A 19,973-nucleotide genomic window follows, 5' to 3' on the forward strand; every position below is an offset into this window, starting at 1 on the left:
ATGGTTAAAGTTTAAGGTTTAAAGTTGATTTTACGACAAACCTTAAGTTTTTAACTTCAAACTTTTAAATAAAAAAAATGAAACATTGGATTGAAGCCGCGCGTTTACGAACATTACCATTATCTGTATCTGGAATAATTGTTGGAAGCATGTATGCTTTGGCGCACCCAACGGATGCTGTATTAACCCCAACGGAAGTTTTCAATTGGCGCCTTTTTGGCTTTGCCATATTGACCACACTTGGGTTGCAAATACTCTCTAATTTTGCCAATGATTATGGTGATGGGATGAAAGGAACGGATAATGAGGACAGAATAGGTCCAAAACGCGCCATACAAAGCGGTGTGATTACTCCTGAAGCCATGAAGCGCGCTATTATCATCACATCTGCATTGACGTTACTTTCAGCGATGCTGTTGATTTATTATGCCTTTAAGGATACTAATTTGTGGTATTCCTTATTCTATTTGGTTTTAGGTATTTTGTCTATTGTGTCTGCCATTCGTTATACGGTTGGAAATACGGCTTACGGCTACCGAGGATTTGGCGATGTTTTTGTCTTTGTTTTTTTTGGGTTGGTAAGTACATTGGGAGTGAATTTTTTATATTCAAAACAACTGGATTTTGAATTGTTTTTACCTGCAATAGCAATTGGATTATTGAGCGTTGGTGTTTTGAATCTAAACAATATGCGTGACGAAGCTTCAGATAGAAAATCAAATAAAAATACCATTGTTGTAAAAATTGGTGGAGCTAAAGCTAAAATATATCATTATTTTCTGATTGTAACCGCAATGGTTTTGGTATTGATTTTTGCTATTTTAGATGATTTTCACTTTGACCAATATTTGTTTTTACTGGCTTACATCCCTTTAACTAAACATTTAATTACCGTTTATAAAAACAACAACCCTAAGGAATTAGATCCCGAATTAAAAAAACTAGCGCTAAGTACTTTTGCACTTTCGGTGTTGCTGGCGTTATGTATGATTTTCTTCTTCTCGGATTTGATCGTGAATAATTATTAAACTCAAATTAGTCTATTTTAAAATTTAATTCAAATGAAAATAACATTTTACGGTCACGCCTCATTGGGTATAGAAGTTGGTGGCAAACACATCATTGTAGATCCTTATATTTCTGCTAATCCAAAAGCGGCTCATATTGATATTGACACCTTAAAAGCCGATTATATTTTGATAACGCATGCACACGGAGATCATATTCTGGATGTCGAAGCAATTGCAAAAAGAACCAATGCGGTAATTGTTTCTAATGCTGAAATTGCAGGTCATTATGGAGCAAAGGGCTTTCAGGCGCATCCTATGAATCATGGTGGTAGCTGGAATTTTGACTTTGGGAAACTGAAATATGTAAATGCCATTCATTCCAGTTCTTTTCCTGACGGCAGTTATGGGGGAAATCCAGGCGGTTTTGTCATCGAAGGTGAACATAAAAACATCTACATCGCTGGTGATACGGCGCTTACCATGGACATGAAACTAATTCCTATGCGCACCAAATTAGATTTAGCGATTCTGCCGATAGGCGATAATTTCACCATGGATGTAGAAGATGCTATTGTTGCTTCTGATTTCTTGGATTGCGATAAAATTCTTGGGTATCATTACGATACTTTTGGTTATATCGAAATCGATCATGAAGCTGCTATTCGTAAATTCTTCGATAAAGGAAAAGATTTGATGCTGTTAGAAATAGGAGGTTCAATCGAATTGTAAATTTCATTACTGTAAAAAGAAGAATTAGGAGCTAATCCAGCTTTCCACTGTATCTTTCCTTATCTCGTTTAAAAAAAAACGAGATAAGGAAAGGATGCCGTTTCAATCTGGGCTAAAAAACGTTAATCAAGAAAATGAACATTCAAAAAATAGCTTTAATAGTATTATCAATTATTTCATTTCAATCTGTTTTTTCTCAAAAAGACGGCTATTGGGACAAAGCTCGCGCTACAACGGAAGAAATTACAGTTTCCGCAAGAGACAGAATAATTATTAAAACCCAAGATTTCCCAGAAGGAACAACCGAAGTAGTTTATAGAATAACACTTTTGGATAAAAATCAGCAAATGGCGGGTAGCTTGGTTTCGGTTTTAAAAGCCATTCCGGACCCAACAGGAATCAGTCAAGGTTCAGCGGGAGCAGTTTTTATCGTATCTAAAATATCAGGGGATGATAAATGTAAGTATGCCATTTTTTCAAGCAGCGATTTAGCTGCAAAATACAAAGAAAACGGAAAAACGGATGACGCTTGTTTGGTTCAGGATACGCCGGTTAGTAAAGATGCCAAACGACTTTCTACAGAGAAATCGGCTTGTATGAAATCTAATTCAGGAAATTTATGGTTTGGTTTCGAAAGTAAAAACTGGATTATGAATCAAAAAATCATTCTGGAAGTTGTGCCATGGGTCGATAATAAACTCAGTCGTGGTTGGACGCTTGAGAACAGAAAAGCAATCATTGAGCAATGTAAAACATCGAATATGGCTCAAAAAATGACCAATTCAGATGATTTTTGCGTTTGTATTCTCGATAAAATACAATCCAAATACAAGTTCAAGGAGTTCCAAAAATTATTGGCAATAGAACGTTCTAAAGCTTTTAAGGATTTTGGAAATAGCTGTTTCAATGAAACGGGCGCTTCTAATGTAGTTTATAATGGTTTGCGCAAACAGGCATCAGATTTAGCGAAACAAGGCCTTTATGGAGCTGCAATAGCTAAATTGAATGCGATAATTAATAACAATAAGGCAACTGCTTTAGATTATAATGCAATTGGAAACAGTTATATTCTAACCAAGCAATATGGCAAAGCGATTAAATTCCTAAAAGAAGGCGAGAAGCTCGATGATTCGGAGTTATTGATAAAGCTGAATTTGGCGCATGCGTATTTATTGAATAATAACTATTCATCAGCGAAAGCTATTTACAAAGAATACCAATCTCAAAACGTAACGGATAGTTTGGGTTGGACTGAAAAAGTAAAACAAGATTTTGAGACTTTCAAAAAAGCTGGTATTAAAAATGATGATTTTGAAAGAGTTTTAAAATTGATGGAGAAATAGATTGAAATTTTAAAACTTTATGTTTACTTAATTATATGCTAAGTAGAGATTGATTTGTTTAACCATATAAGAGATGTAAGAACATTTAAGTTTCAATTAAAAATAAATTAGTTGATTTTAAATTTTAAAAAAAAAAATAATTCCCAAAATGGGAACTTTTTATTATCTTTGTAAAATAAATAAGCTTTGAGAGTAATTGCAAAAAAAATATTGAGAGATTTTTGGTTAGCTCATGCAGATTGCGAACAGCAATTAAAGTCTTGGTTTCAGGAAACAAGCAAATCCGAATGGAAAAATCCCAACGAGATAAAAAAGGAATATCCAAGTGCAAGTATTTTAAATAACAATCGATTTGTGTTCAATATCAAAGGAAATAATTACCGATTAATAGTTAAAATAAATTTTGATTATCAAATAGTTTGGATCCGATTTATTGGAACGCATGCAGAGTATGATAAAATTGACGCCAACGAAATTTAATTACAATGGAAATTAAACCTATAAAAACAGAAAATGATTATAATCAAGCTCTTCAAAGACTTGAATTTATTTTTGATGCTAAAATTGGTTCGCCTGAAGGAGACGAATTGGAAGTGCTTGGTATTTTAATTGACAAATATGAGAATGAACATTTTCCTATTGGTATGCCGGACCCAATTGAGGCCATCAAATTCAGAATGGAACAAATGGGGTATAATCAAAATGATTTGGCCAATATTGTTGGTTTAAAAAGCCGAGCAAGTGAAATTCTAAATCGCAAACGAAAACTTTCCTTGGAAATGATCCGTCAACTGCATGAGCGATTAAACATTCCTACAGACGTTTTAATTCAAACGTATTAAATTGTTGATTAAGTTTATATTAACTCGTAATTCATAATTTTTTTGAAAGCAACGTACCACAAATACATTCTTAATTTCAAACGCCCGTCAGGAACTTCCCGTGGTGTAATGACTGAAAAAGAAACTTGGTTTATCGTCCTGGAACAAGACGGTAAAAAAGGAATTGGAGAATGCGGAATTCTTCGCGGATTGAGTATTGATGATAGGCCGGATTATGAAGAAAAATTACAATGGACTTGCGATAATGTTCACCTTGGACAAGATTGGCTTTGGGAAGCATTATTAGCCTTTCCTTCGATCCAGTTTGGAGTCGAAATGGCTTTCCAATCTTTAGTGAGTGAAACTCCTTTTTTGCTCTTTCCTTCGGGCTTTACAAATGGGGCAAAATCAATACTGATTAACGGCTTGGTTTGGATGGGTGAGGAGTCGTTTATGAAGCAACAAATCGAGGAAAAATTAGCTCAGGGTTTTCGATGTATTAAACTTAAAATAGGAGCCATAGATTTCGATAAAGAACTGCAATTATTGCGTTTTATTCGGGAACATTTTACTCCGGAGCAAGTCGAAATTCGTGTGGATGCGAACGGTGCTTTTGATGAAAATTTAGCTTTAGATAAATTAATGCAACTATATGAATTTAAATTACATAGCATTGAACAGCCGATACAAAAAAACCGCACTGACAGGATGGCAGAGCTGTGTAAATTCACTCCTTTCCCTATTGCTTTGGATGAAGAGTTGATTGGCGTGTTTGCATTGGAAGAAAAAGAGCAATTATTACAGAAAATCAAACCGCAATACATTATTTTGAAGCCTAGTTTTGTAGGTGGTTTTCGAGGCACGCAGGAATGGATTTCATTGGCTGAAAAGCATAAAATTGGCTGGTGGATTACCTCAGCATTGGAGAGTAATATTGGACTAAATGCGATAGCACAATGGACCTTTTTACAGGATAATTCCATGCCTCAAGGATTAGGAACCGGAGCATTGTATACCAATAATTTTGACTGTCCACTCGAAGTTTTACAAGGACAATTATGGTACAAAAATGAAGGTAATTGGGAGTTTGATTTTAATGAATTTTTAGATTTTTAGAAAATAAAAATTGTAATAGAAACGGTTCTATATTTGAATTTATGGTACACTGAAATCTTAAAGTTGTTATTGACTAAATAAGATTTTATTTTTTACCTAATTTTATTAAATAGCTAATAAACGCCTGTGGTAATTGATTTGACCTAGATGATAAGCAAGGTGAGTAGTCAAATGTATCAGCATAAATTCAGTTGAAGTCTTAGTTTCAAAAACTAAAAGAGGGTATTCTTTTTTTAATTCTTCTTCTGATACGTTATTAAGGGCATTGTTAACGATAACAATGGTTTCTTCAATTTTGTTTATTAATTCTGCTCTTGGGACATTCTTAAGCGAAAATTCAAGTGGTCTTTTTCTAATATAGCCTGTCTTTCCAAATTCTGCTCCAATATACGTATTAAGATTTCCTATTAAATGCAAGCATAGATTACCGGCGGAATTAGCGATACCTTTTTGTATGTGCCAAATTTCACTTTCATTTTGGTATAACTCAATCTCCGATTTTAATTTATTTAAATCTCTATCGAATAACGATTTTAAAGTTTCAATTAGCATGGTTGGTTTTTTTATATTTCTTCAATGATAATAATGCTTGTTGGTGTATTTTATTTTGAAAAAATCCAGTCCAACCCAATAAATATCCGTTAGTTCCTAATGCTTGTTTGGACCATTTCCAAATATCAAAATAATCAGAATGTTTGATGATGAACCCCTCTTTAAACTGAAATTGAGCCTGAATAATATTTACAACTTTTCTATTGGTTTTGCTAAAAGTATAGGTCGCTATCCATTGAGCGGCACCAGTATATTCGTTGGCTTTTACATCTGAGAATTCAATTTTTATATTTCCTTTGCTGCTTTCTATGAGCATTTTCCACATTTGGCATACATCATTTCCTTTTAAGAGACCAAATACGGGATCCCGAAACTGAATATCTGGATGGTAACATTGACACATTGTTGCGGCGTCAGCATTTGCAAAAGCAGTATAGAACTTGGTAAGGATTTTCTCGTTTGCAGTCATAATTAACATAAAGTGATTAGTAAAAATAATGATTTTTTTGTTAAAATTTCAGTTTTAAATAGTAATGTAAAAAAAATGAATGTCATTTATTTCTAATTTGATGCTTTGATACACGTAAATTAGTTGCTATTCATCGAGTTGTCTTTATTAAGAATTTAAAAAATTAAACAAAAAAAAAGAGGATAGAAACTTAAAAGTCTATCCTCTTTTTGTAATTTATAAAAATCATATTCTTTATTCCTATGCCTTATTTAGCTGCTGGGATAATATCGATTATTACGGTACGATTGTAAAAACGCTCTTCTGGATTTTTGTTTTCAAAAGGAGATTTATTTTCGTCCTCACCATATCCAAGTACTTCAAATTTCACATCGTTTCTACCAGATTTAGATAAACCACTTTCGATTATGCTTTTCACATCATTAGCACGAGCTAAAGATAAATCTTGATTGTGGACTTCTTCACCAATAATATCAGTATGACCATGAATAATAACTGTTGCTCCAACAGGAATTTTTGGTGTTATCACTTCAGTAAGGTATTTTTCATAGATAGTTATCGCTTTAGATTTATTAAATTCATAAATAATGCTATATCTTGTACCTTCTTCCATTTTTGCCGGAGTCCAAAGTACCATGTGTACCGGAGTTTCCTTCTCTACAATTTTACCACTTTTAGTTTGACCAATCATTTTCACAGTGTAATCACCTTCTGGACGGCTACCTAAAATTGATTTTCCAGGAATACTCACTTCTTCTTGTGTATAAGGTCCAAAAGCCTGTACTTTTCCTTGTTCATCAGTTATTTGTAATGACCATGTAGACAAAGCTTCATTAGCTCCTTTATTACTGAAAGTAACATAGCTTTCAGCTGGCGCTTCTTGCAAAGGAGCAATTTGCACAGGTTTTAATTGTGCATCAGGACCACTTTGAAATTCCATCAACAAATCTGGGGAAGTACTTTCGATAGAAACTCTGCGATCTCCTTCACGTAGTAATTCCAATTCAAGTGTTCCACCTGGTTGTTCTGATGGGATATTCGGTTTGTTTTGACCTTTAGTAGTTATCCTAGATGGATTTATTGCAAATGTATTTACTAAATAGATTTTGATTGATTCTGACATTGCAAGACCATCTTCAGGACCTTTCTCTGATGAACCGACCAAAGTAATTGTCGATGAAGGATTTTTTTGCATACGATCTCCAAGGATGTTTAAAACATTATAATAAACAATCATTTGTCTTTTAGAACGGTCTGACAAGTTTTTTGGAGCAAAAACTTCCAATTGGTCTTCTTTGAAATCTTTAACCTGATCTTTAGTCAATAGAACATAACGATTTGGGATTTCAGTTGATCCAATATTAAAGAATACATAGTTTCTAAGTGGGAATATTTCAGTCATTCTGCGATCACCAGCAACATTACTGGGTGAGTTTACAGAAAACTGAACTTCATGATCCTTCAACATATCAGTTGATTCTTGGATATTATGTCCTTGTCCCATTTTTAGTGCTATACCGGCTCTAAGAGTTGTTATATTCCATGTTTCTGTTGAACGTGGATTTTGACCAAAATAAGGCTGAAAAGCAACAAAAGGAGACAATACAAATTGTGTCTTATTCGTATCAGAAGAAAGAGGAATATCATAACCAGCTCCAATTTGCATTGAAAAAATAGTTTTTTTGACATCACTTAAATCTCCTGTTACTGCAGGACTGGCTGCTTGATCCGGATATGTGGGATTGATTCCTAATTGATAGGTAAATGATTTATCCATGTTGAAAGCCAAACGTGGCCCCCCATAAAGATAAAAATTAGATTTAAAAGGAGCAAAGCGTAAACTTGGTTCCACAGTAATATAACTTACGTTTGTAGATAAATCTGCCGGACAGTCACATGGAGTAACAATTTGGTCAAAAGATCCTTTACGATTATCATATCCAGCTTGAAGCATTACACCCCATCTGGAATCAGCAGGGCGATATTCTAAAAGCGGTGCTATGAAAAGTCCCACACCATTTCCGTTATGGAACGCAGCTGGGGAGGTAAAATCAGCATTCAATTGTTGAGTTGAGCCACGATAAAAATTAAAATTGGCGCCACCAGCAACTCCAAAATACCAAGAAGGTTTTGTGTACTTGATTACTTGCGTTTCTTGTGATTGAACAGGAGTTTGAACACTTAACCATCCCAATGCAATTATTGCAATACTTTTAATAGTCAGTTTATTAGAGGACCATGCAATGCATGATCCTATTTTAAAATTAGTTTTAGTTTTCATCTTTTTACGGCTTAGTGATTATGTTTGTGTGAGTCATTACTACAGCTCCATTTCTGGCAAGCATTCTACCTTGAGCGGTTGAATGTGATCCCATTGTTATAGATTGTAGGGCTAATATATTACCTACAAATGAAGTATAATCTCCAATAGTTGCAGAGCTTCCAGTTTGCCAAAAGACATTTTTAGCAAGAGCTCCGCCGGTAAGTTTTATATTTCCACCAGCCCCACCAATAGTGGTAAAAGCAGATGCTACTTGAAAAATCCAAACGTCTGTAGCACTACCGCTAAGTGTTAAATCACCTGATTGTACTAAAAGTGTAGAAGTTGATTTATAAATACCCGCAACAAGTGTTTTTCCTCCTTGATCACCTGATACCGTTATAGGTGCGCTATAAGAAGCTCCCTCAGCAAAAAGATAGGCATTAGTTAAATCTAGTTTCGCTTGAGTTAACATAGCTGCTACACCAGCAGGGGCAATATCGTCAGAAGCGTAAATTGCACCATTCACTATAATTGCAGGAGGAAATCCTGTAATTGAAGAACGAACACCTGGGCTTATACCCACATCCATGTTATTAATTACACTAAAACCAGCGTTATTGCTAACTCCAACTCCTGATAAAATTCCAAATCTTTCTGCTGATCCAAGATTTACGGTATTTCCGATTAAAGTTGAATTAGTACTAAAGTTCCAAACATAATCGTTAGCTAATGACATGCCAGCTAGATTCTTTGCTCCTGTGTTAATTGTAGCAGTGTAGGTAGTTCCCGCTAAAAGATTACTTGTAGGATTAAAAGATAGTGTTGTACCTGAATAAGAAACAACTCCCGGCACTATTGTGGTACCATTTTTTAAAGTAAATGTGGTAGCATTTATAGTCAAAGGATCCATTGCTGTACTAAAGTTAGCCGTAATAATTTTATTAACAGCAATACTTGTAGCATTATCTGCTGGGTCAGTAGCGGTTACTTTAGGAGCCGTAACAGATCCAGTAGTAAATGTCCATGTAAAATTATTAGTTAATGATGTTCCTTGTACATTTTTAGCTCCTGTAGTAATAGTTCCAGTATATACTGTATTGGCTGTTAATGGAGTAGTAGGAGAAAAATAAGCAGTTGTCCCAATGTATGAAACTGTTCCTGCTACTGGTGTTGTCCCTTGTTTTAATGTAAAAGTTGTCCCATTAATTGTTGCCTGATTCATTGCCATGTTAAAATCAGCAGTGATAATTTTATTAAGGAATACATTAGTGGCATTATTTAATGGATCAGTAGCAATTACCATTGGCGTAACTGTTGAACCAGTACTAAATGTCCAAACGTAATCAACTTGTAAAGCATTGCCCATTAAGTCCTTAACAGATGTTTTAATTCTTCCTGTATAAGTTGTGTTAGGAGTAAGTGGACTTGTAGGAATAAACGAAGCAGTGTCACCGTTTAGTGAAACAGTTCCTGCAACTAAAGCAGATCCTTGCAAAGTAAAAGAGGATTGGTTAAAAGTTGCCGCATTCATCTCTTCGTTGAAAACTACTGTGATGGTTTTGTCTAGAGCAATGTTAATTGCACCATTATCAGGACTTGTCGATAAGACAACTGGGCAAACACCTTCGATTTCTTGGAAATCGTCATTTGCGCAACCAGAAATTAATGCAATAAATAGTATTGCAAAGGTTAACATTAAATTTTTAGCTTTCATTTTTTTTGATTTAGGGGATTAAGTATTTTATACGACAAAGGTTGGTTTGTTCTAGACTTTAAGTATTATACAATTAGAAGTATAACTTGTGAAATTCACATATTCAAAATGTTAATATTTTAATTAATTAATTGATAGTTAATTTTTTATGTTTTTAAATGTGTTGAATATGTGTTAGGGTAGATGTTTTTTTTCTAAAAATAAGGTTAGAAATTGCTAAAAAATGTTGTGTCAAAATACATTTTAGAAGAAATACTTTTGAAGAATGGAAGAATATAAATAGTTGATACTAATCTATATTCGAAGATTAATTCTTTATTTGTTTTTAGCTATTAAAAAAAGAGGGTTTGACTTTTTAATTAAAAAGTCAAACCCTCTTTTTTTAATACACACATTGGGGGATGGTATTTGCAATACTATTAATTGTAATAAATAATTTTATTTACACTTAATTTTATTTTTCCCTTTTTCACCCAAATTGAAAATGAATAAGGTTAGTTCTTCTGTGAAAGTATCAAGAATTAAAGCAGATTGTCGGATGTAATTTATTGATACTTTAAGTTCTTCTGGTGAATTTATTTCCTGCTCAAGTAAAATAGATAAACCTAGAATATTTGCAACTGGTTGTCTGACTTTATGGGAGGTCATAAACATCATTTTCTCTAATCCATTGATGTATTCTTTTTGATATTCTTCAGCTTTTTTAAGCTCTGCATTAGCAATAATTAACTCAGCAGCTCTTTCTTCTTTTTCTTCGTTTTGAAAAATAAGCTCTCTGTTAGCTATGTTTAGTTCTGCAGTCTGGATTCTTCTTTCTTGGTTTTTAAATGCGAGTTTCTTGTTTGCGAAGTCTAGTTCTTCGGCTCGTTCTTCCTTTTCCAGGTTTTGAAAAGCAAGTTCTCTATTGGCGATAATTAATTCAATCGCTCTTTTTTCTTTTTCTTCGTTTTGAAAAAGCAGTTCTTTATTGGCAATAACTAATTCAGCAGCCCGTTTTTCTTTTTCTTCGTTTTGAAAAAGCAGTTCTTTATTGGCAATAACTAATTCAGCAGCCCGTTTTTCTTTTTCTTCATTTTGAAAAAGCAGTTCTTTATTGGCAATAACTAATTCAGCAGCCCGTTTTTCTTTTTCTTCGTTTTGAAAAAGCAGTTCTTTATTGGCAATAACTAATTCAGCAGCCCGTTTTTCTTTTTCTTTATTTTGATATGCAAGCTCCTCATTAGCAATAATTAATTCGGCAGCTCTTTTTTCTTTTTCTTCATTTTGATAAGCAAGCTCCGTATTAGCAATAACTAATTCAGCAGCTCGCTTCTCTTTTTCTTCATTTTGATAAGCAAGTTCAGTATTAGCAATAGCAAGTTCCGCAGCTCGTTTTTCTTTTTCTTCATTTTGAAAAACAAGTTGTTTATTAGTTATTATTAATTCTTCCTTTTTTATCCTTTTATCCATTTTATTTCAATTTAAATCCGTTAGAATTTTTACATTGCTATAAACATATTCCTTATAAAAGATTTTACTTCAAAAATTAATTAGAGCAGTTCTGAAGTTATAATTTTATATTATCAGAATGTTTTGTTACCACATTCGTAATTACAAATTGCAATAATGTTCCTAATATTCTTTTTATTGGATTATGAGTTGACCCTAACAAAACTTTTTTAGTTAAATAACCTGTTGACATTCCAATAGCATTACTAATTAGATTTCCTTTTATGTCAGATGAAGTAGTCATTTCGCTAAAAACACTTTTAATTATATTCAAAGGTTTTAAATTTTCATACGTTAGCTCAAACTGTTGTTTTAAAGAACGTAATTCTAGAGCTTGTTTATTTTCTAACAATACAATAGTTTCATTGAGCTTATCTGTTTCGCTAATATTTTTCATACTATTTTTTTTTAAGCATTTTAGTGATAATGAAATTACTGACAGGAGTTTTAATCCATTGATCCTTAAAAGTGTATAGTATAACCGAAATTAGGAAATAAGCACTTCCTATGATAAAGAAACCTAAATATGGTTTTCCCATTAATTCACCTATCCATAAAGAAAGTCCAATATTAGTTAACAGAACAAACATTGCAACAACAATAGCAACAGTTAATCTGGAAAGTAGAGAGGATAATACATCTGCTGATTTGTCAATTGCATTAAGCTTTACCAATTCGGCTGTTGTTCTAGTATAATTCTCTGCTTTTTCAAAAAGCGTTTCTATTGTTGTTGCGTAGTTGTCCATAACTTAATTTTAATCGAATTAATAGTTTGATATTTTAATGAATACACTACTTAAAATTAGATTTCTAATTTTTGAATTTCCTTTTTAGTTTTTTCTAATTTCTCTTTTCCATCTGAAAGTAGATCTTGACCTTCTAACCAGATACCTTCATATTTTTTGGTAATAGTACCTAATAGGGTTTCATATTTATCTTTTAAGTCATCAGCGTAATCATTGCCTTTACTTAAGATTCTTTTTCTTGTTTTCTTTCCTTTTTCCGGAGCAAATAATATACCCATTAATGCACCTGCTGCAAGACCACCTAATACGCCTAATACTAATTTATCTGTTTTCATAATTTATTTTTTAATGATTTATTTCTATTCTTAATTATAATCTTCGCCCTTGAATAAGTCTTAATAATATTGCGATTATAGCAATAACAAGTAAAACATGTATAATTGAACCAGCACTGTATGCAAAGAATCCAATTGCCCAAAAAATGATTAATATTACTGCTAATGTGTAAAGAAGATTGCTCATGATTTCTATTTTTTAATGATTAGTATTTAAAATTTTATTAGTAAAGTTAAAAATAAAATAAATCGTAATATATTGTTTTACAATATTTTATAAGATAAAAAAGGTGTTTTTTAACTTAATATGAAAATTATTCTATTATTTTTTTGATTAAAAAGAAAAAGCAGCGTAAAAACTCAAGACACTATTTTTAGCATCTGGAGAAGTGAAATTACTGCTTGAATTATCTTTCCCAATTTTGGTTAATCCATAATTGTAGCGAACGCCAAAACTTACAGGTTCTAAATCAAGACCAACACCTCCTGCAAGACCTGCATCAAATCTATTAAAATCATCGGTGTTAATATTGTCTTGGAAGTTATAATTCCCGTTGCTTGATTTGTTTGTAGTTTTTCCACTAACTAAGTAAGCAGCATAAGGTCCCGCATGAATATTGAAATTTTTTGTAACATTTACGACTAATAAAAGAGGTACTTCGATATAATCTAATTTAAACTGTGCAGTTCCGCTTACTAATGCATTGTTATAAACAAGTTCGGCTCCTTTTCCAGTATAAGAGATTTCTGGTTGAATTGAAATAAAATTGGTAACGGGTAATTTGGCAAATAAACCTACGTTAAAACCGGTCAATACATTATTATCATCAACATTATCAGTATAGAGGTTGGAGAAATTAACGCCACCTTTAATACCAAATTTAGGTTCGTTTTGTTGTGCCTTAACTCCCGTAAAAGTCATAAGACTTAATACAAGGGAAGCACAAATTAATATTTTTGATTTTTTCATTTTTGTTTTCTTTAAATTTAATTTATAGTAGATCTGATGTCTTACAAAGGTCAGCCCGAAAGAGGGGAAAAGTGTTACAATACTTTCCATAAAACTTATATTATTCACACATTTTAGTAATGATTATGAGCTATATAAAGTTTTTTTACAGGAGAAAAAATAATTGAAATAAAAAAGGCGAGTTAAAAAACTCGCCTTTTAAAATCTATTGTATTGTTATTTTTTATTGTCAACTGTCATGTCTTTTAAAGCTTGACCCAGTTCACTCATGTCATGATTGTATTCTCGTTTAAATGATTCCCAATCGCTGGCTTTATCGTTTTTATAGGTTTCAACTTTAAATTTGATATCCTTATTTTTTTGTTCCAGTTCCTCCACTTTTTTTGCGTACAAAGCATCAATTGAGTTTCCGGTTTTTTCCATTTTTGCTTTCAAATCAGTGATTCGTATTTCATTTTCATTGATTGCAATATTAGTTTGATTTTTGAATGCTTTCCACTCCTCGGCAGTTGCTTCTTTTCTGGCATTCATCAATTCTTCTTTAGCATCTTGCACATCTTCTCGAGCATCGGCTACTTTATCTTTAGCGATATCTTCTTTTTTAGTTGAAGTCTGACATCCTACGAATACGCATCCTGCCATAAATGTTGTTAGGGCAAGAGCATAAATTGTTTTTCTTATTTTCATATGTTTTTTTTTGAACAGTAGAGTGAGGATCTTTATTTTACCATTTTATAATTCAAACTAGAACAATCTAGTTACGCTAGTTTGAATTATTTTATGGTATTAATCAGGTAATTAATTTAAGAGAAATAGTTGTAAATAAATAGGATATCTTATAATACAATTATTTACAGGTTTTCAATAATTTTAAGTAATTCTTCTTTGGTTTTACCTAATTTTATTTGAAGCTTCCCAATCATTTCGTCTTTCATACCTTCTTTAAAAAGTAAATCATTATCAGTTAAAGCTGCAAATTTTTGTTTTAATTTTCCTTTTTGCTCTTCCCAATTCCCCTTTAGCTCTGTACTATTCATGTTTATTTTATTTAAGTTATAAAACAATATTCATAACAGTACAAAGGTCTAGTAATTGCTATTAAAAAGGCTTATAGAATTTAGGGTAAGACTTGTATTATTCACGCATTTACAATAATAAAAATACTTTTAAAATAAATAAAATAAGGGCAATAAGTGATAGAAGTCGATAAATAATTTATCTTTTTTTTAAATAACAAATTATATTTCTGCGTCTAGTTCTTTTATTTTTTCAGCTAATTCGTTGTATTCTTTTGAAAGTTCCGTTATTTCTCTTTCTGTTTTTACATCAGCGTTCAGTACGGCATTACTGGCAGTTTCATGAGATGAAACCAGCTCGTTTACTTTTAAATGTAAAGAAGCCGAAAATCGGTTAAATGATTTTTGGATAATAAATAAACTTAAAAAGGTAACTCCAAAAATAATATCTCCAATGATTTGATGTACATCCCTTGTTGTAAATAAATTATTAATCCACCACCAAAGTACGAAACATAAGGCGACAATAAATGTAATAGGATTACCAAGTATTGTTGTTACTGTTGAAGCAAGTTTTTCAAAAAGTTGCTCCAAATGGCTGTATATCTTTGTCATAAAATAGTTACAGGTTTATTTATTTGCTGTTTCAGAATGATTTGGAGTAAATTCCTTTAATAATGAATTCAATGATTCGTAATAATCTTTCAATATTTTAATATTAATTTCTGGACTATTTGTATTAGGAATTGTCACGGGCATTTCTACTAAATATTTCAGTAGTTCAGGATATTCATTTCGTATTTTCAAAGTAATTTTTAGAATAGCATCGTTAAGCTCTTTTTTGGTTTCCATGATAATTTTTTTGGTTGATTTAAACTTCTTTTTTCGAATGCTAAAAAAATTAAACTATTAGAAGTATCGCTCAATAAAAGCATGCTTCTAATAATTTAATTTTCATTATAAAATTGTACATTCTAGAAAACGATATTCTTTTATAGAAGAATTACAGTTCCTAGATCAGTTGTATTACCGGTTGTCACTACAATAGTGCTTTTGGTCACTGGAGCTAAAGGCAATACAGGAGTAATAGTTACATTATATGTCCCTGAAGGAAGTCCCATAACTAAAAATTCTCCACTTGCATTTACATTTGTTGAATAGGATAAATTGGTAAGAACATCAACAGCAGTAACTACAGCCATACTGCCTGCAGGAGTAACTTTTCCTTTTATTGAGCCACTTATTGCTGCTTCAACTGTTCTAATTACCGGTTTCAATTTATAGGTTCCGTTACCAGTACTAACAATAGATTTATTAGCATCAAAATCAAGAAGGACACTATACAATATGCCTTGTTCAAGCGTTTGGTGAACCTGTAGTTTTAACCCGGTTTGATCAGCGCTAGGTGTGCTTAAAGGATAACTTACGTTGTTAATTTTTACCGTATTTTCAGTTCCTAGTATAAGTCTTATTTGCTCGACTTTGGAAATTTCCAATGAATCAGTGGCAATTAGCGTACTTACTCCATTAGAAAAATCAAGTAGGTTATAGATTCCTTTTCGTACATTTAGTGTCACTGTTTGTCCGGCATCGCCAGTTACTTCTACACCCAGTATATCTACATTTACTTCATCATACGGACCTGGCGCATCAGTCATTCGTACTGCGTACGGATAACTACCTGTTGTATTGTCATTGTTACATGAATTCAATAAAAATCCAAGTAGAATGAAAGACAGAATAATTTTCATTTTTTTCATTTTCATTTTTTTTTAATTATAAAAATATTTTGATTACTATGTAAAGGTACTGTCACCTTTAGAACGAAGTGTTATAGAACTTTATTTTAAATTTGTATTATTCTCACTTTAAGCGCTTTAAATCTAAGTGTTTTAGTGTTAAATTTATTTTTTCGCATTATTGTCTTCAACAAATTTTAAATCTTTTTTCATTTCTAATTCTTGCTGCTCATCTAATTCTTGTTGTTTTTTTTCTTCCGCTTTTTTCTGTTTGTTAAAATAACCCCTTAATAAAAAATTATGTTTTGCGGCTTCAATAACTTCGTTAAGTCCTTTTGTTCCTGTTTTAACATTGGTTAAGGTTGAGTCAACCATTTTCCCCATTTTTTCATCGCTGACCAGTTTGGATAAAGCGCCTTTTCCGTTATTCATTTTAGTAGTGAAACTGGAAAATTCATTTGAACTGCTTTCTAAGTTGGCAAGAGTGTTTTTTAAACTAGCAGCAAATTCTTGATCAGTCATTAATTTTGATAAAGTTCCTTTTCCGTTGTTCATGTTGTAAGTAAATTGAGCCAATTGGGCAGTAATAATTCCTGCATTATCCACACTTTTTTTTACACTACTCATAACATCTTCCATGTCAATAGGCTTTCTTGAGGCAATTATATCATTGTCTTTTACTGATTTATTCGAATTAGTTCCTGGTGATATAGTTAATACTTTGTCTCCCATTAATCCATCTGAACCAATGCTGGCTATAGCATCTGTTTTAATAAATTGTTGAACCTCATCTTTTATCGAAATACTAACCACTACAGAGGAGTCGGTAACTAATTCGATATCACTAACTGTACCAATATTAATACCTGAAAAACGTACATTATTACCTACTTCTAAGCCGCTTACGGATTTAAAGTTTGATTTTAAATGAAATGTTGAACCAAATATATTTTGTTGTTTTCCTACAAAATAGATTGTAGCTATAAAAAGGACTAATCCAATTATTACAAACATTCCCAATTTCCATTGGAACCCAGATTCTTTATTCATAATTTTTGATTTATTTTTTAATTTTCTTTTTAAATGAAAAAGGAACGAACCCATTCATCATCACTTTTTTCTAGAGATTCATAACTGCCTTCAGCATGAATTACACCATCTTTTAAAATTATTACTCGGTCTCCAGTATGTTTTGCGCAAGCCATATCATGGGTAATAATTATAGAACTTGTTTTGTTTTTTTTCTGAAGGTCTAATATTAATTCACTTATTTCTCTAGAAGTAATGGTGTCTAATCCAGTAGTGGGTTCGTCATATAATATTATTTCAGGCTTTAAAATAAGTGTCCTTGCCAGTCCAACTCTTTTTCGCATACCGCCAGATAATTCTGAAGGCATTTTATCAATAGCATCTGCTAAGCCTACGCTTTCTAATACTTCTGAAATTTCAGTTTGCAACTCCTCTTTTGATAAACCGGTTACATGTCGTCTTAATGTAAAACTAAGATTCTCCCTGACACTCATCGAGTCGTATAGTGCGGCATTTTGAAACAGAAATCCAATTCTAACTCTAATTTCATTCAGTTCTTTAGCATCTATTTTGGTAATATCAGTATCAAATACATTAATCTCGCCTTTATCTGCCATGACTAAGCCAACGATGCATTTTATGGTTATTGATTTACCGGATCCTGACTTTCCTAATACTACTAAATTTTCTCCTTTATTTACAGAGAGATTGACTCCCTTTAGTACTTCGTTATCTCCAAAGGCTTTATGCAAATCCTTTATTTCTATTATGGGAGCATTTTTAATAGTGGTTTTATCAGCATCTATGTTTGTTTTTTCCTGTATCATTTTAAAAGAATAAATCAGTTAATTGTACCGCAAGCATGTCTATAATAAATATAGTAAGTGAAGCTGTAACTACTGCTGAGTTTGCTGCTTTACCCACACTTTCAGTTCCATTTGCAGCGGTAAAACCCTTATAGCATCCTATCATTCCTATGAAAAATCCAAAGAAAAATGTTTTAATGGTGGCTGGTATAATATCTAAAAAGGTCAAGGATTCAAAAACTTGTGAAGTATACCGTACCAGATTAACATCATTATGCATATTTACGCCTATATATCCTCCAAAAATTCCAATACCATCAGCATAAATTACTAGAACCGGAATCATAAGCGTAGTGGCTAATATTCTCGTTACTACTAAATATTTGAAAGGATTAATTGCCGCAACCTCCATGGCATCAATTTGTTCAGTTACTTTCATCGAACCTAACTCTGCTCCAATACCAGATGAAACTTTTCCAGCACAAATCAATGCTGTAATTACAGGTGCAATTTCTCTTATCAAGGATAGGGCGACCATTCCAGGCAACCAAGATTCAGCACCAAATTTTGCTAAAGTTGGTCTTGACTGAAGCGTAAGAACTAATCCCATTATAAAACCTGTTATAGTAACTAATGGTAACGATTTATATCCAATGGAATAACATTGCTTAACAAAGGCTCTCATTTCATATGGAGGTGTAAAAACTTCGCTAAAAAAACGTTTTGTGAATAGCGTTACTTTTCCAACATCGTTAAAAGTATTTTTTAAATATAGAATCAAAATAGAATATTTTTATTGAGATTAATAGATTGGATGAGGTTAGTTTATTCTATAGTATTTTGATTTTCTTGGAGATAAAAATCAAAATTTAATACTTTAAATTGCTATGAAAAAACTAATGTAATAAGTAGGTAAATAACGGTGTAATGAATTATTTTTATAGAATAGTTATTCCTTGTTTTAATAAAAAACACTTATTTTCAAATAACCTTTTTCGTAAGTTAATTATTTTTGAGTTGTCGATATTTATCAATGAATAGTGTTTTTGTAGCATAATTTGCTGCTCAAGACTCAAATTCTCCACCTTAAATAGTAATGCATTTCTATAATATAGTCCAGTAATATGTTCGTGTGATTCACAATGATTAATTATATCCTTACTGTCTTTACAAATAAGGGCGGCTTTAAGATTAATCCAAAATTTAGAAAACAGGTTGTTGATTTTTATCGTCTCTCTTGGGATTCCTCCTAATTTTTTAATTTCTTTTATAAGTTCTGATTTACATTTCAGACTAGTTTGTTGAAACTCTAAAAACAGTTTCTTTAAACTATTTTTTTCTGTTGCTTTTGAAGCAGTTCTATAACCTTCTATCCTGTCGTCATTAATTTCGATGAGTGTATTAAATACCTCGATTGATTTATCTGTGTTCATTTTTTTTGTAATTTAAATTAATGACTATCAGTTTAATAGAATTATATTGTTAGTTACAAAGTTGCACACTATAGAGACAAAATATGTTATAGAAATTTATATTTAAATTGTAATATTCACAGTTTTTAGTAGCGTAATTATTAGGCAAGTTGTTTGTTTTTACTAACTATTAAAACAATACCTCCTGCAGCTAATACGATCCCAACTATAGGCGACCATACTATTGGATGGTTTACTTCTTTGTTTATTTGTATTGGACCTATATCTACTACTTTTTCTGTAGTTACGTAGTTGAAGCTATTATAAAGCATCAATAGTATTCCAATTATTACCATTCCGATTCCTATAGTTCTTGTTTGCATTATTCTATTGTTTAAAAGGATTAGTAAAGAAT

Annotated in this window: 26 protein-coding genes; 6 read left to right on the forward strand and 20 right to left on the reverse strand. The window is 32.0% G+C overall.

Annotation, left to right across the window (positions count from 1 at the left end; all coding sequences use genetic code 11):
• Positions 1-77: 77 nt before the first annotated feature.
• The 6 genes from menA (at position 78) to OA85_RS00360 (ending at position 5,019) form a co-directional block, all read left to right on the forward strand.
• On the forward strand, positions 78-1,028 hold the full coding sequence (gene menA / locus OA85_RS00335) for a 1,4-dihydroxy-2-naphthoate octaprenyltransferase (protein WP_039107305.1): 951 nt from the start codon (positions 78-80) through the stop codon (positions 1,026-1,028).
• Positions 1,029-1,061: 33 nt separating this feature from the next.
• A complete protein-coding gene (locus OA85_RS00340; protein WP_039107307.1) occupies positions 1,062-1,739 on the forward strand; it encodes a metal-dependent hydrolase in 678 nt (225 codons plus the stop codon).
• 134 nt (positions 1,740-1,873) lie between these two features.
• Positions 1,874-3,082, forward strand: a complete 1,209-nt coding sequence (locus tag OA85_RS00345; RefSeq protein WP_039107309.1) for a M48 family metallopeptidase — start codon at positions 1,874-1,876, stop codon at positions 3,080-3,082.
• A gap of 186 nt (positions 3,083-3,268) precedes the next feature.
• A complete protein-coding gene (locus OA85_RS00350) occupies positions 3,269-3,562 on the forward strand; it encodes a type II toxin-antitoxin system HigB family toxin (protein ID WP_039107311.1) in 294 nt (97 codons plus the stop codon).
• Positions 3,563-3,567: 5 nt separating this feature from the next.
• Positions 3,568-3,924, forward strand: a complete 357-nt coding sequence (locus tag OA85_RS00355; protein ID WP_039107313.1) for a type II toxin-antitoxin system HigA family antitoxin — start codon at positions 3,568-3,570, stop codon at positions 3,922-3,924.
• Between the two features lie 42 nt (positions 3,925-3,966).
• On the forward strand, positions 3,967-5,019 hold the full coding sequence (locus OA85_RS00360) for an o-succinylbenzoate synthase (protein WP_039107314.1): 1,053 nt from the start codon (positions 3,967-3,969) through the stop codon (positions 5,017-5,019).
• A gap of 105 nt (positions 5,020-5,124) precedes the next feature.
• Here OA85_RS00360 and OA85_RS00365 read toward each other — a convergent pair whose 3' ends face one another.
• The 20 genes from OA85_RS00365 to OA85_RS00455 form a co-directional block, all read right to left on the reverse strand.
• The gene (locus OA85_RS00365) at positions 5,125-5,571 is read right to left on the reverse strand and encodes a DUF1572 family protein (RefSeq protein ID WP_039107315.1); all 447 of its coding nucleotides are present in this window, start codon (positions 5,569-5,571) and stop codon (positions 5,125-5,127) included.
• Positions 5,561-6,040 (reverse strand): nuclear transport factor 2 family protein, encoded by a 480-nt coding sequence (locus OA85_RS00370; RefSeq protein WP_039109234.1) that lies wholly within the window; start codon positions 6,038-6,040, stop codon positions 5,561-5,563. Before OA85_RS00370 ends, OA85_RS00365 begins: the two co-directional genes overlap by 11 nt.
• A gap of 247 nt (positions 6,041-6,287) precedes the next feature.
• On the reverse strand, positions 6,288-8,321 hold the full coding sequence (locus tag OA85_RS00375) for an outer membrane beta-barrel protein (protein ID WP_039107317.1): 2,034 nt from the start codon (positions 8,319-8,321) through the stop codon (positions 6,288-6,290).
• A gap of 4 nt (positions 8,322-8,325) precedes the next feature.
• On the reverse strand, positions 8,326-10,017 hold the full coding sequence (locus OA85_RS00380) for an Ig-like domain-containing protein (RefSeq protein ID WP_039107319.1): 1,692 nt from the start codon (positions 10,015-10,017) through the stop codon (positions 8,326-8,328).
• Positions 10,018-10,455: 438 nt separating this feature from the next.
• On the reverse strand, positions 10,456-11,466 hold the full coding sequence (locus tag OA85_RS00385) for a diguanylate cyclase (protein ID WP_231557050.1): 1,011 nt from the start codon (positions 11,464-11,466) through the stop codon (positions 10,456-10,458).
• A gap of 97 nt (positions 11,467-11,563) precedes the next feature.
• Positions 11,564-11,902, reverse strand: a complete 339-nt coding sequence (locus OA85_RS00390) for a hypothetical protein (protein WP_039107321.1) — start codon at positions 11,900-11,902, stop codon at positions 11,564-11,566.
• Between the two features lies 1 nt (position 11,903).
• Positions 11,904-12,251: a hypothetical protein gene (locus OA85_RS00395; protein WP_039107323.1), complete on the reverse strand. Its 348-nt coding sequence runs from the start codon at positions 12,249-12,251 to the stop codon at positions 11,904-11,906.
• 56 nt (positions 12,252-12,307) lie between these two features.
• Entirely contained in the window at positions 12,308-12,586 is a 279-nt protein-coding gene (locus OA85_RS00400) for a YtxH domain-containing protein (protein ID WP_039107325.1), read from the reverse strand.
• 34 nt (positions 12,587-12,620) lie between these two features.
• Complete coding sequence (locus OA85_RS17275; RefSeq protein WP_156129387.1) at positions 12,621-12,773, reverse strand: lmo0937 family membrane protein; 153 nt, start codon at positions 12,771-12,773, stop codon at positions 12,621-12,623.
• A 147-nt stretch (positions 12,774-12,920) separates the two neighbouring features.
• Positions 12,921-13,556, reverse strand: coding sequence for a porin family protein (locus OA85_RS00405; protein ID WP_039107327.1), 636 nt, complete (start codon positions 13,554-13,556; stop codon positions 12,921-12,923).
• 216 nt (positions 13,557-13,772) lie between these two features.
• Positions 13,773-14,243, reverse strand: a complete 471-nt coding sequence (locus OA85_RS00410; protein ID WP_039107329.1) for a hypothetical protein — start codon at positions 14,241-14,243, stop codon at positions 13,773-13,775.
• A gap of 164 nt (positions 14,244-14,407) precedes the next feature.
• Positions 14,408-14,593, reverse strand: coding sequence for a CsbD family protein (locus OA85_RS00415; protein ID WP_039107331.1), 186 nt, complete (start codon positions 14,591-14,593; stop codon positions 14,408-14,410).
• Between the two features lie 201 nt (positions 14,594-14,794).
• Entirely contained in the window at positions 14,795-15,187 is a 393-nt protein-coding gene (locus OA85_RS00420) for a low affinity iron permease family protein (RefSeq protein ID WP_052257090.1), read from the reverse strand.
• A 15-nt stretch (positions 15,188-15,202) separates the two neighbouring features.
• The gene (locus OA85_RS00425; RefSeq protein WP_039107332.1) at positions 15,203-15,424 is read right to left on the reverse strand and encodes a hypothetical protein; all 222 of its coding nucleotides are present in this window, start codon (positions 15,422-15,424) and stop codon (positions 15,203-15,205) included.
• Positions 15,425-15,564: 140 nt separating this feature from the next.
• Complete coding sequence (locus tag OA85_RS00430; protein WP_039109237.1) at positions 15,565-16,332, reverse strand: DUF4382 domain-containing protein; 768 nt, start codon at positions 16,330-16,332, stop codon at positions 15,565-15,567.
• Positions 16,333-16,476: 144 nt separating this feature from the next.
• Positions 16,477-17,361, reverse strand: coding sequence for an MlaD family protein (locus tag OA85_RS00435; RefSeq protein ID WP_039109239.1), 885 nt, complete (start codon positions 17,359-17,361; stop codon positions 16,477-16,479).
• Positions 17,362-17,390: 29 nt separating this feature from the next.
• Entirely contained in the window at positions 17,391-18,167 is a 777-nt protein-coding gene (locus tag OA85_RS00440) for an ABC transporter ATP-binding protein (RefSeq protein ID WP_039107333.1), read from the reverse strand.
• 1 nt (position 18,168) lies between these two features.
• Positions 18,169-18,927, reverse strand: coding sequence for an ABC transporter permease (locus OA85_RS00445; protein WP_039107335.1), 759 nt, complete (start codon positions 18,925-18,927; stop codon positions 18,169-18,171).
• A 157-nt stretch (positions 18,928-19,084) separates the two neighbouring features.
• The gene (locus OA85_RS00450) at positions 19,085-19,579 is read right to left on the reverse strand and encodes a PA2169 family four-helix-bundle protein (protein WP_052257092.1); all 495 of its coding nucleotides are present in this window, start codon (positions 19,577-19,579) and stop codon (positions 19,085-19,087) included.
• Between the two features lie 140 nt (positions 19,580-19,719).
• Entirely contained in the window at positions 19,720-19,941 is a 222-nt protein-coding gene (locus tag OA85_RS00455; protein WP_039107337.1) for a hypothetical protein, read from the reverse strand.
• Between the last annotated feature and the right edge of the window lie 32 nt (positions 19,942-19,973).

The organism is Flavobacterium sp. AED (assembly GCF_000812945.1).
Lineage (GTDB): Bacteria > Bacteroidota > Bacteroidia > Flavobacteriales > Flavobacteriaceae > Flavobacterium.

Excerpts from the sequence above, each read along its gene's own strand:
- menA (WP_039107305.1), top strand. The coding sequence starts at position 78 with ATGAAACATTGGATTGAAGCCGCGCGTTTACGAACATTACCATTATCT.
- OA85_RS00340 (WP_039107307.1), top strand. The coding sequence starts at position 1,062 with ATGAAAATAACATTTTACGGTCACGCCTCATTGGGTATAGAAGTTGGT.
- OA85_RS00345 (WP_039107309.1), top strand. The coding sequence starts at position 1,874 with ATGAACATTCAAAAAATAGCTTTAATAGTATTATCAATTATTTCATTT.
- OA85_RS00355 (WP_039107313.1), top strand. The coding sequence starts at position 3,568 with ATGGAAATTAAACCTATAAAAACAGAAAATGATTATAATCAAGCTCTT.
- OA85_RS00365 (WP_039107315.1), bottom strand. The coding sequence starts at position 5,571 with ATGCTAATTGAAACTTTAAAATCGTTATTCGATAGAGATTTAAATAAA.
- OA85_RS00370 (WP_039109234.1), bottom strand. The coding sequence starts at position 6,040 with ATGACTGCAAACGAGAAAATCCTTACCAAGTTCTATACTGCTTTTGCA.
- OA85_RS00375 (WP_039107317.1), bottom strand. The coding sequence starts at position 8,321 with ATGAAAACTAAAACTAATTTTAAAATAGGATCATGCATTGCATGGTCC.
- OA85_RS00380 (WP_039107319.1), bottom strand. The coding sequence starts at position 10,017 with ATGAAAGCTAAAAATTTAATGTTAACCTTTGCAATACTATTTATTGCA.
- OA85_RS00385 (WP_231557050.1), bottom strand. The coding sequence starts at position 11,466 with ATGGATAAAAGGATAAAAAAGGAAGAATTAATAATAACTAATAAACAA.
- OA85_RS00390 (WP_039107321.1), bottom strand. The coding sequence starts at position 11,902 with ATGAAAAATATTAGCGAAACAGATAAGCTCAATGAAACTATTGTATTG.
- OA85_RS00395 (WP_039107323.1), bottom strand. The coding sequence starts at position 12,251 with ATGGACAACTACGCAACAACAATAGAAACGCTTTTTGAAAAAGCAGAG.
- OA85_RS00400 (WP_039107325.1), bottom strand. The coding sequence starts at position 12,586 with ATGAAAACAGATAAATTAGTATTAGGCGTATTAGGTGGTCTTGCAGCA.
- OA85_RS17275 (WP_156129387.1), bottom strand. The coding sequence starts at position 12,773 with ATGAGCAATCTTCTTTACACATTAGCAGTAATATTAATCATTTTTTGG.
- OA85_RS00405 (WP_039107327.1), bottom strand. The coding sequence starts at position 13,556 with ATGAAAAAATCAAAAATATTAATTTGTGCTTCCCTTGTATTAAGTCTT.
- OA85_RS00410 (WP_039107329.1), bottom strand. The coding sequence starts at position 14,243 with ATGAAAATAAGAAAAACAATTTATGCTCTTGCCCTAACAACATTTATG.
- OA85_RS00415 (WP_039107331.1), bottom strand. The coding sequence starts at position 14,593 with ATGAATAGTACAGAGCTAAAGGGGAATTGGGAAGAGCAAAAAGGAAAA.
- OA85_RS00420 (WP_052257090.1), bottom strand. The coding sequence starts at position 15,187 with ATGACAAAGATATACAGCCATTTGGAGCAACTTTTTGAAAAACTTGCT.
- OA85_RS00425 (WP_039107332.1), bottom strand. The coding sequence starts at position 15,424 with ATGGAAACCAAAAAAGAGCTTAACGATGCTATTCTAAAAATTACTTTG.
- OA85_RS00430 (WP_039109237.1), bottom strand. The coding sequence starts at position 16,332 with ATGAAAAAAATGAAAATTATTCTGTCTTTCATTCTACTTGGATTTTTA.
- OA85_RS00435 (WP_039109239.1), bottom strand. The coding sequence starts at position 17,361 with ATGAATAAAGAATCTGGGTTCCAATGGAAATTGGGAATGTTTGTAATA.
- OA85_RS00440 (WP_039107333.1), bottom strand. The coding sequence starts at position 18,167 with ATGATACAGGAAAAAACAAACATAGATGCTGATAAAACCACTATTAAA.
- OA85_RS00450 (WP_052257092.1), bottom strand. The coding sequence starts at position 19,579 with ATGAACACAGATAAATCAATCGAGGTATTTAATACACTCATCGAAATT.
- OA85_RS00455 (WP_039107337.1), bottom strand. The coding sequence starts at position 19,941 with ATGCAAACAAGAACTATAGGAATCGGAATGGTAATAATTGGAATACTA.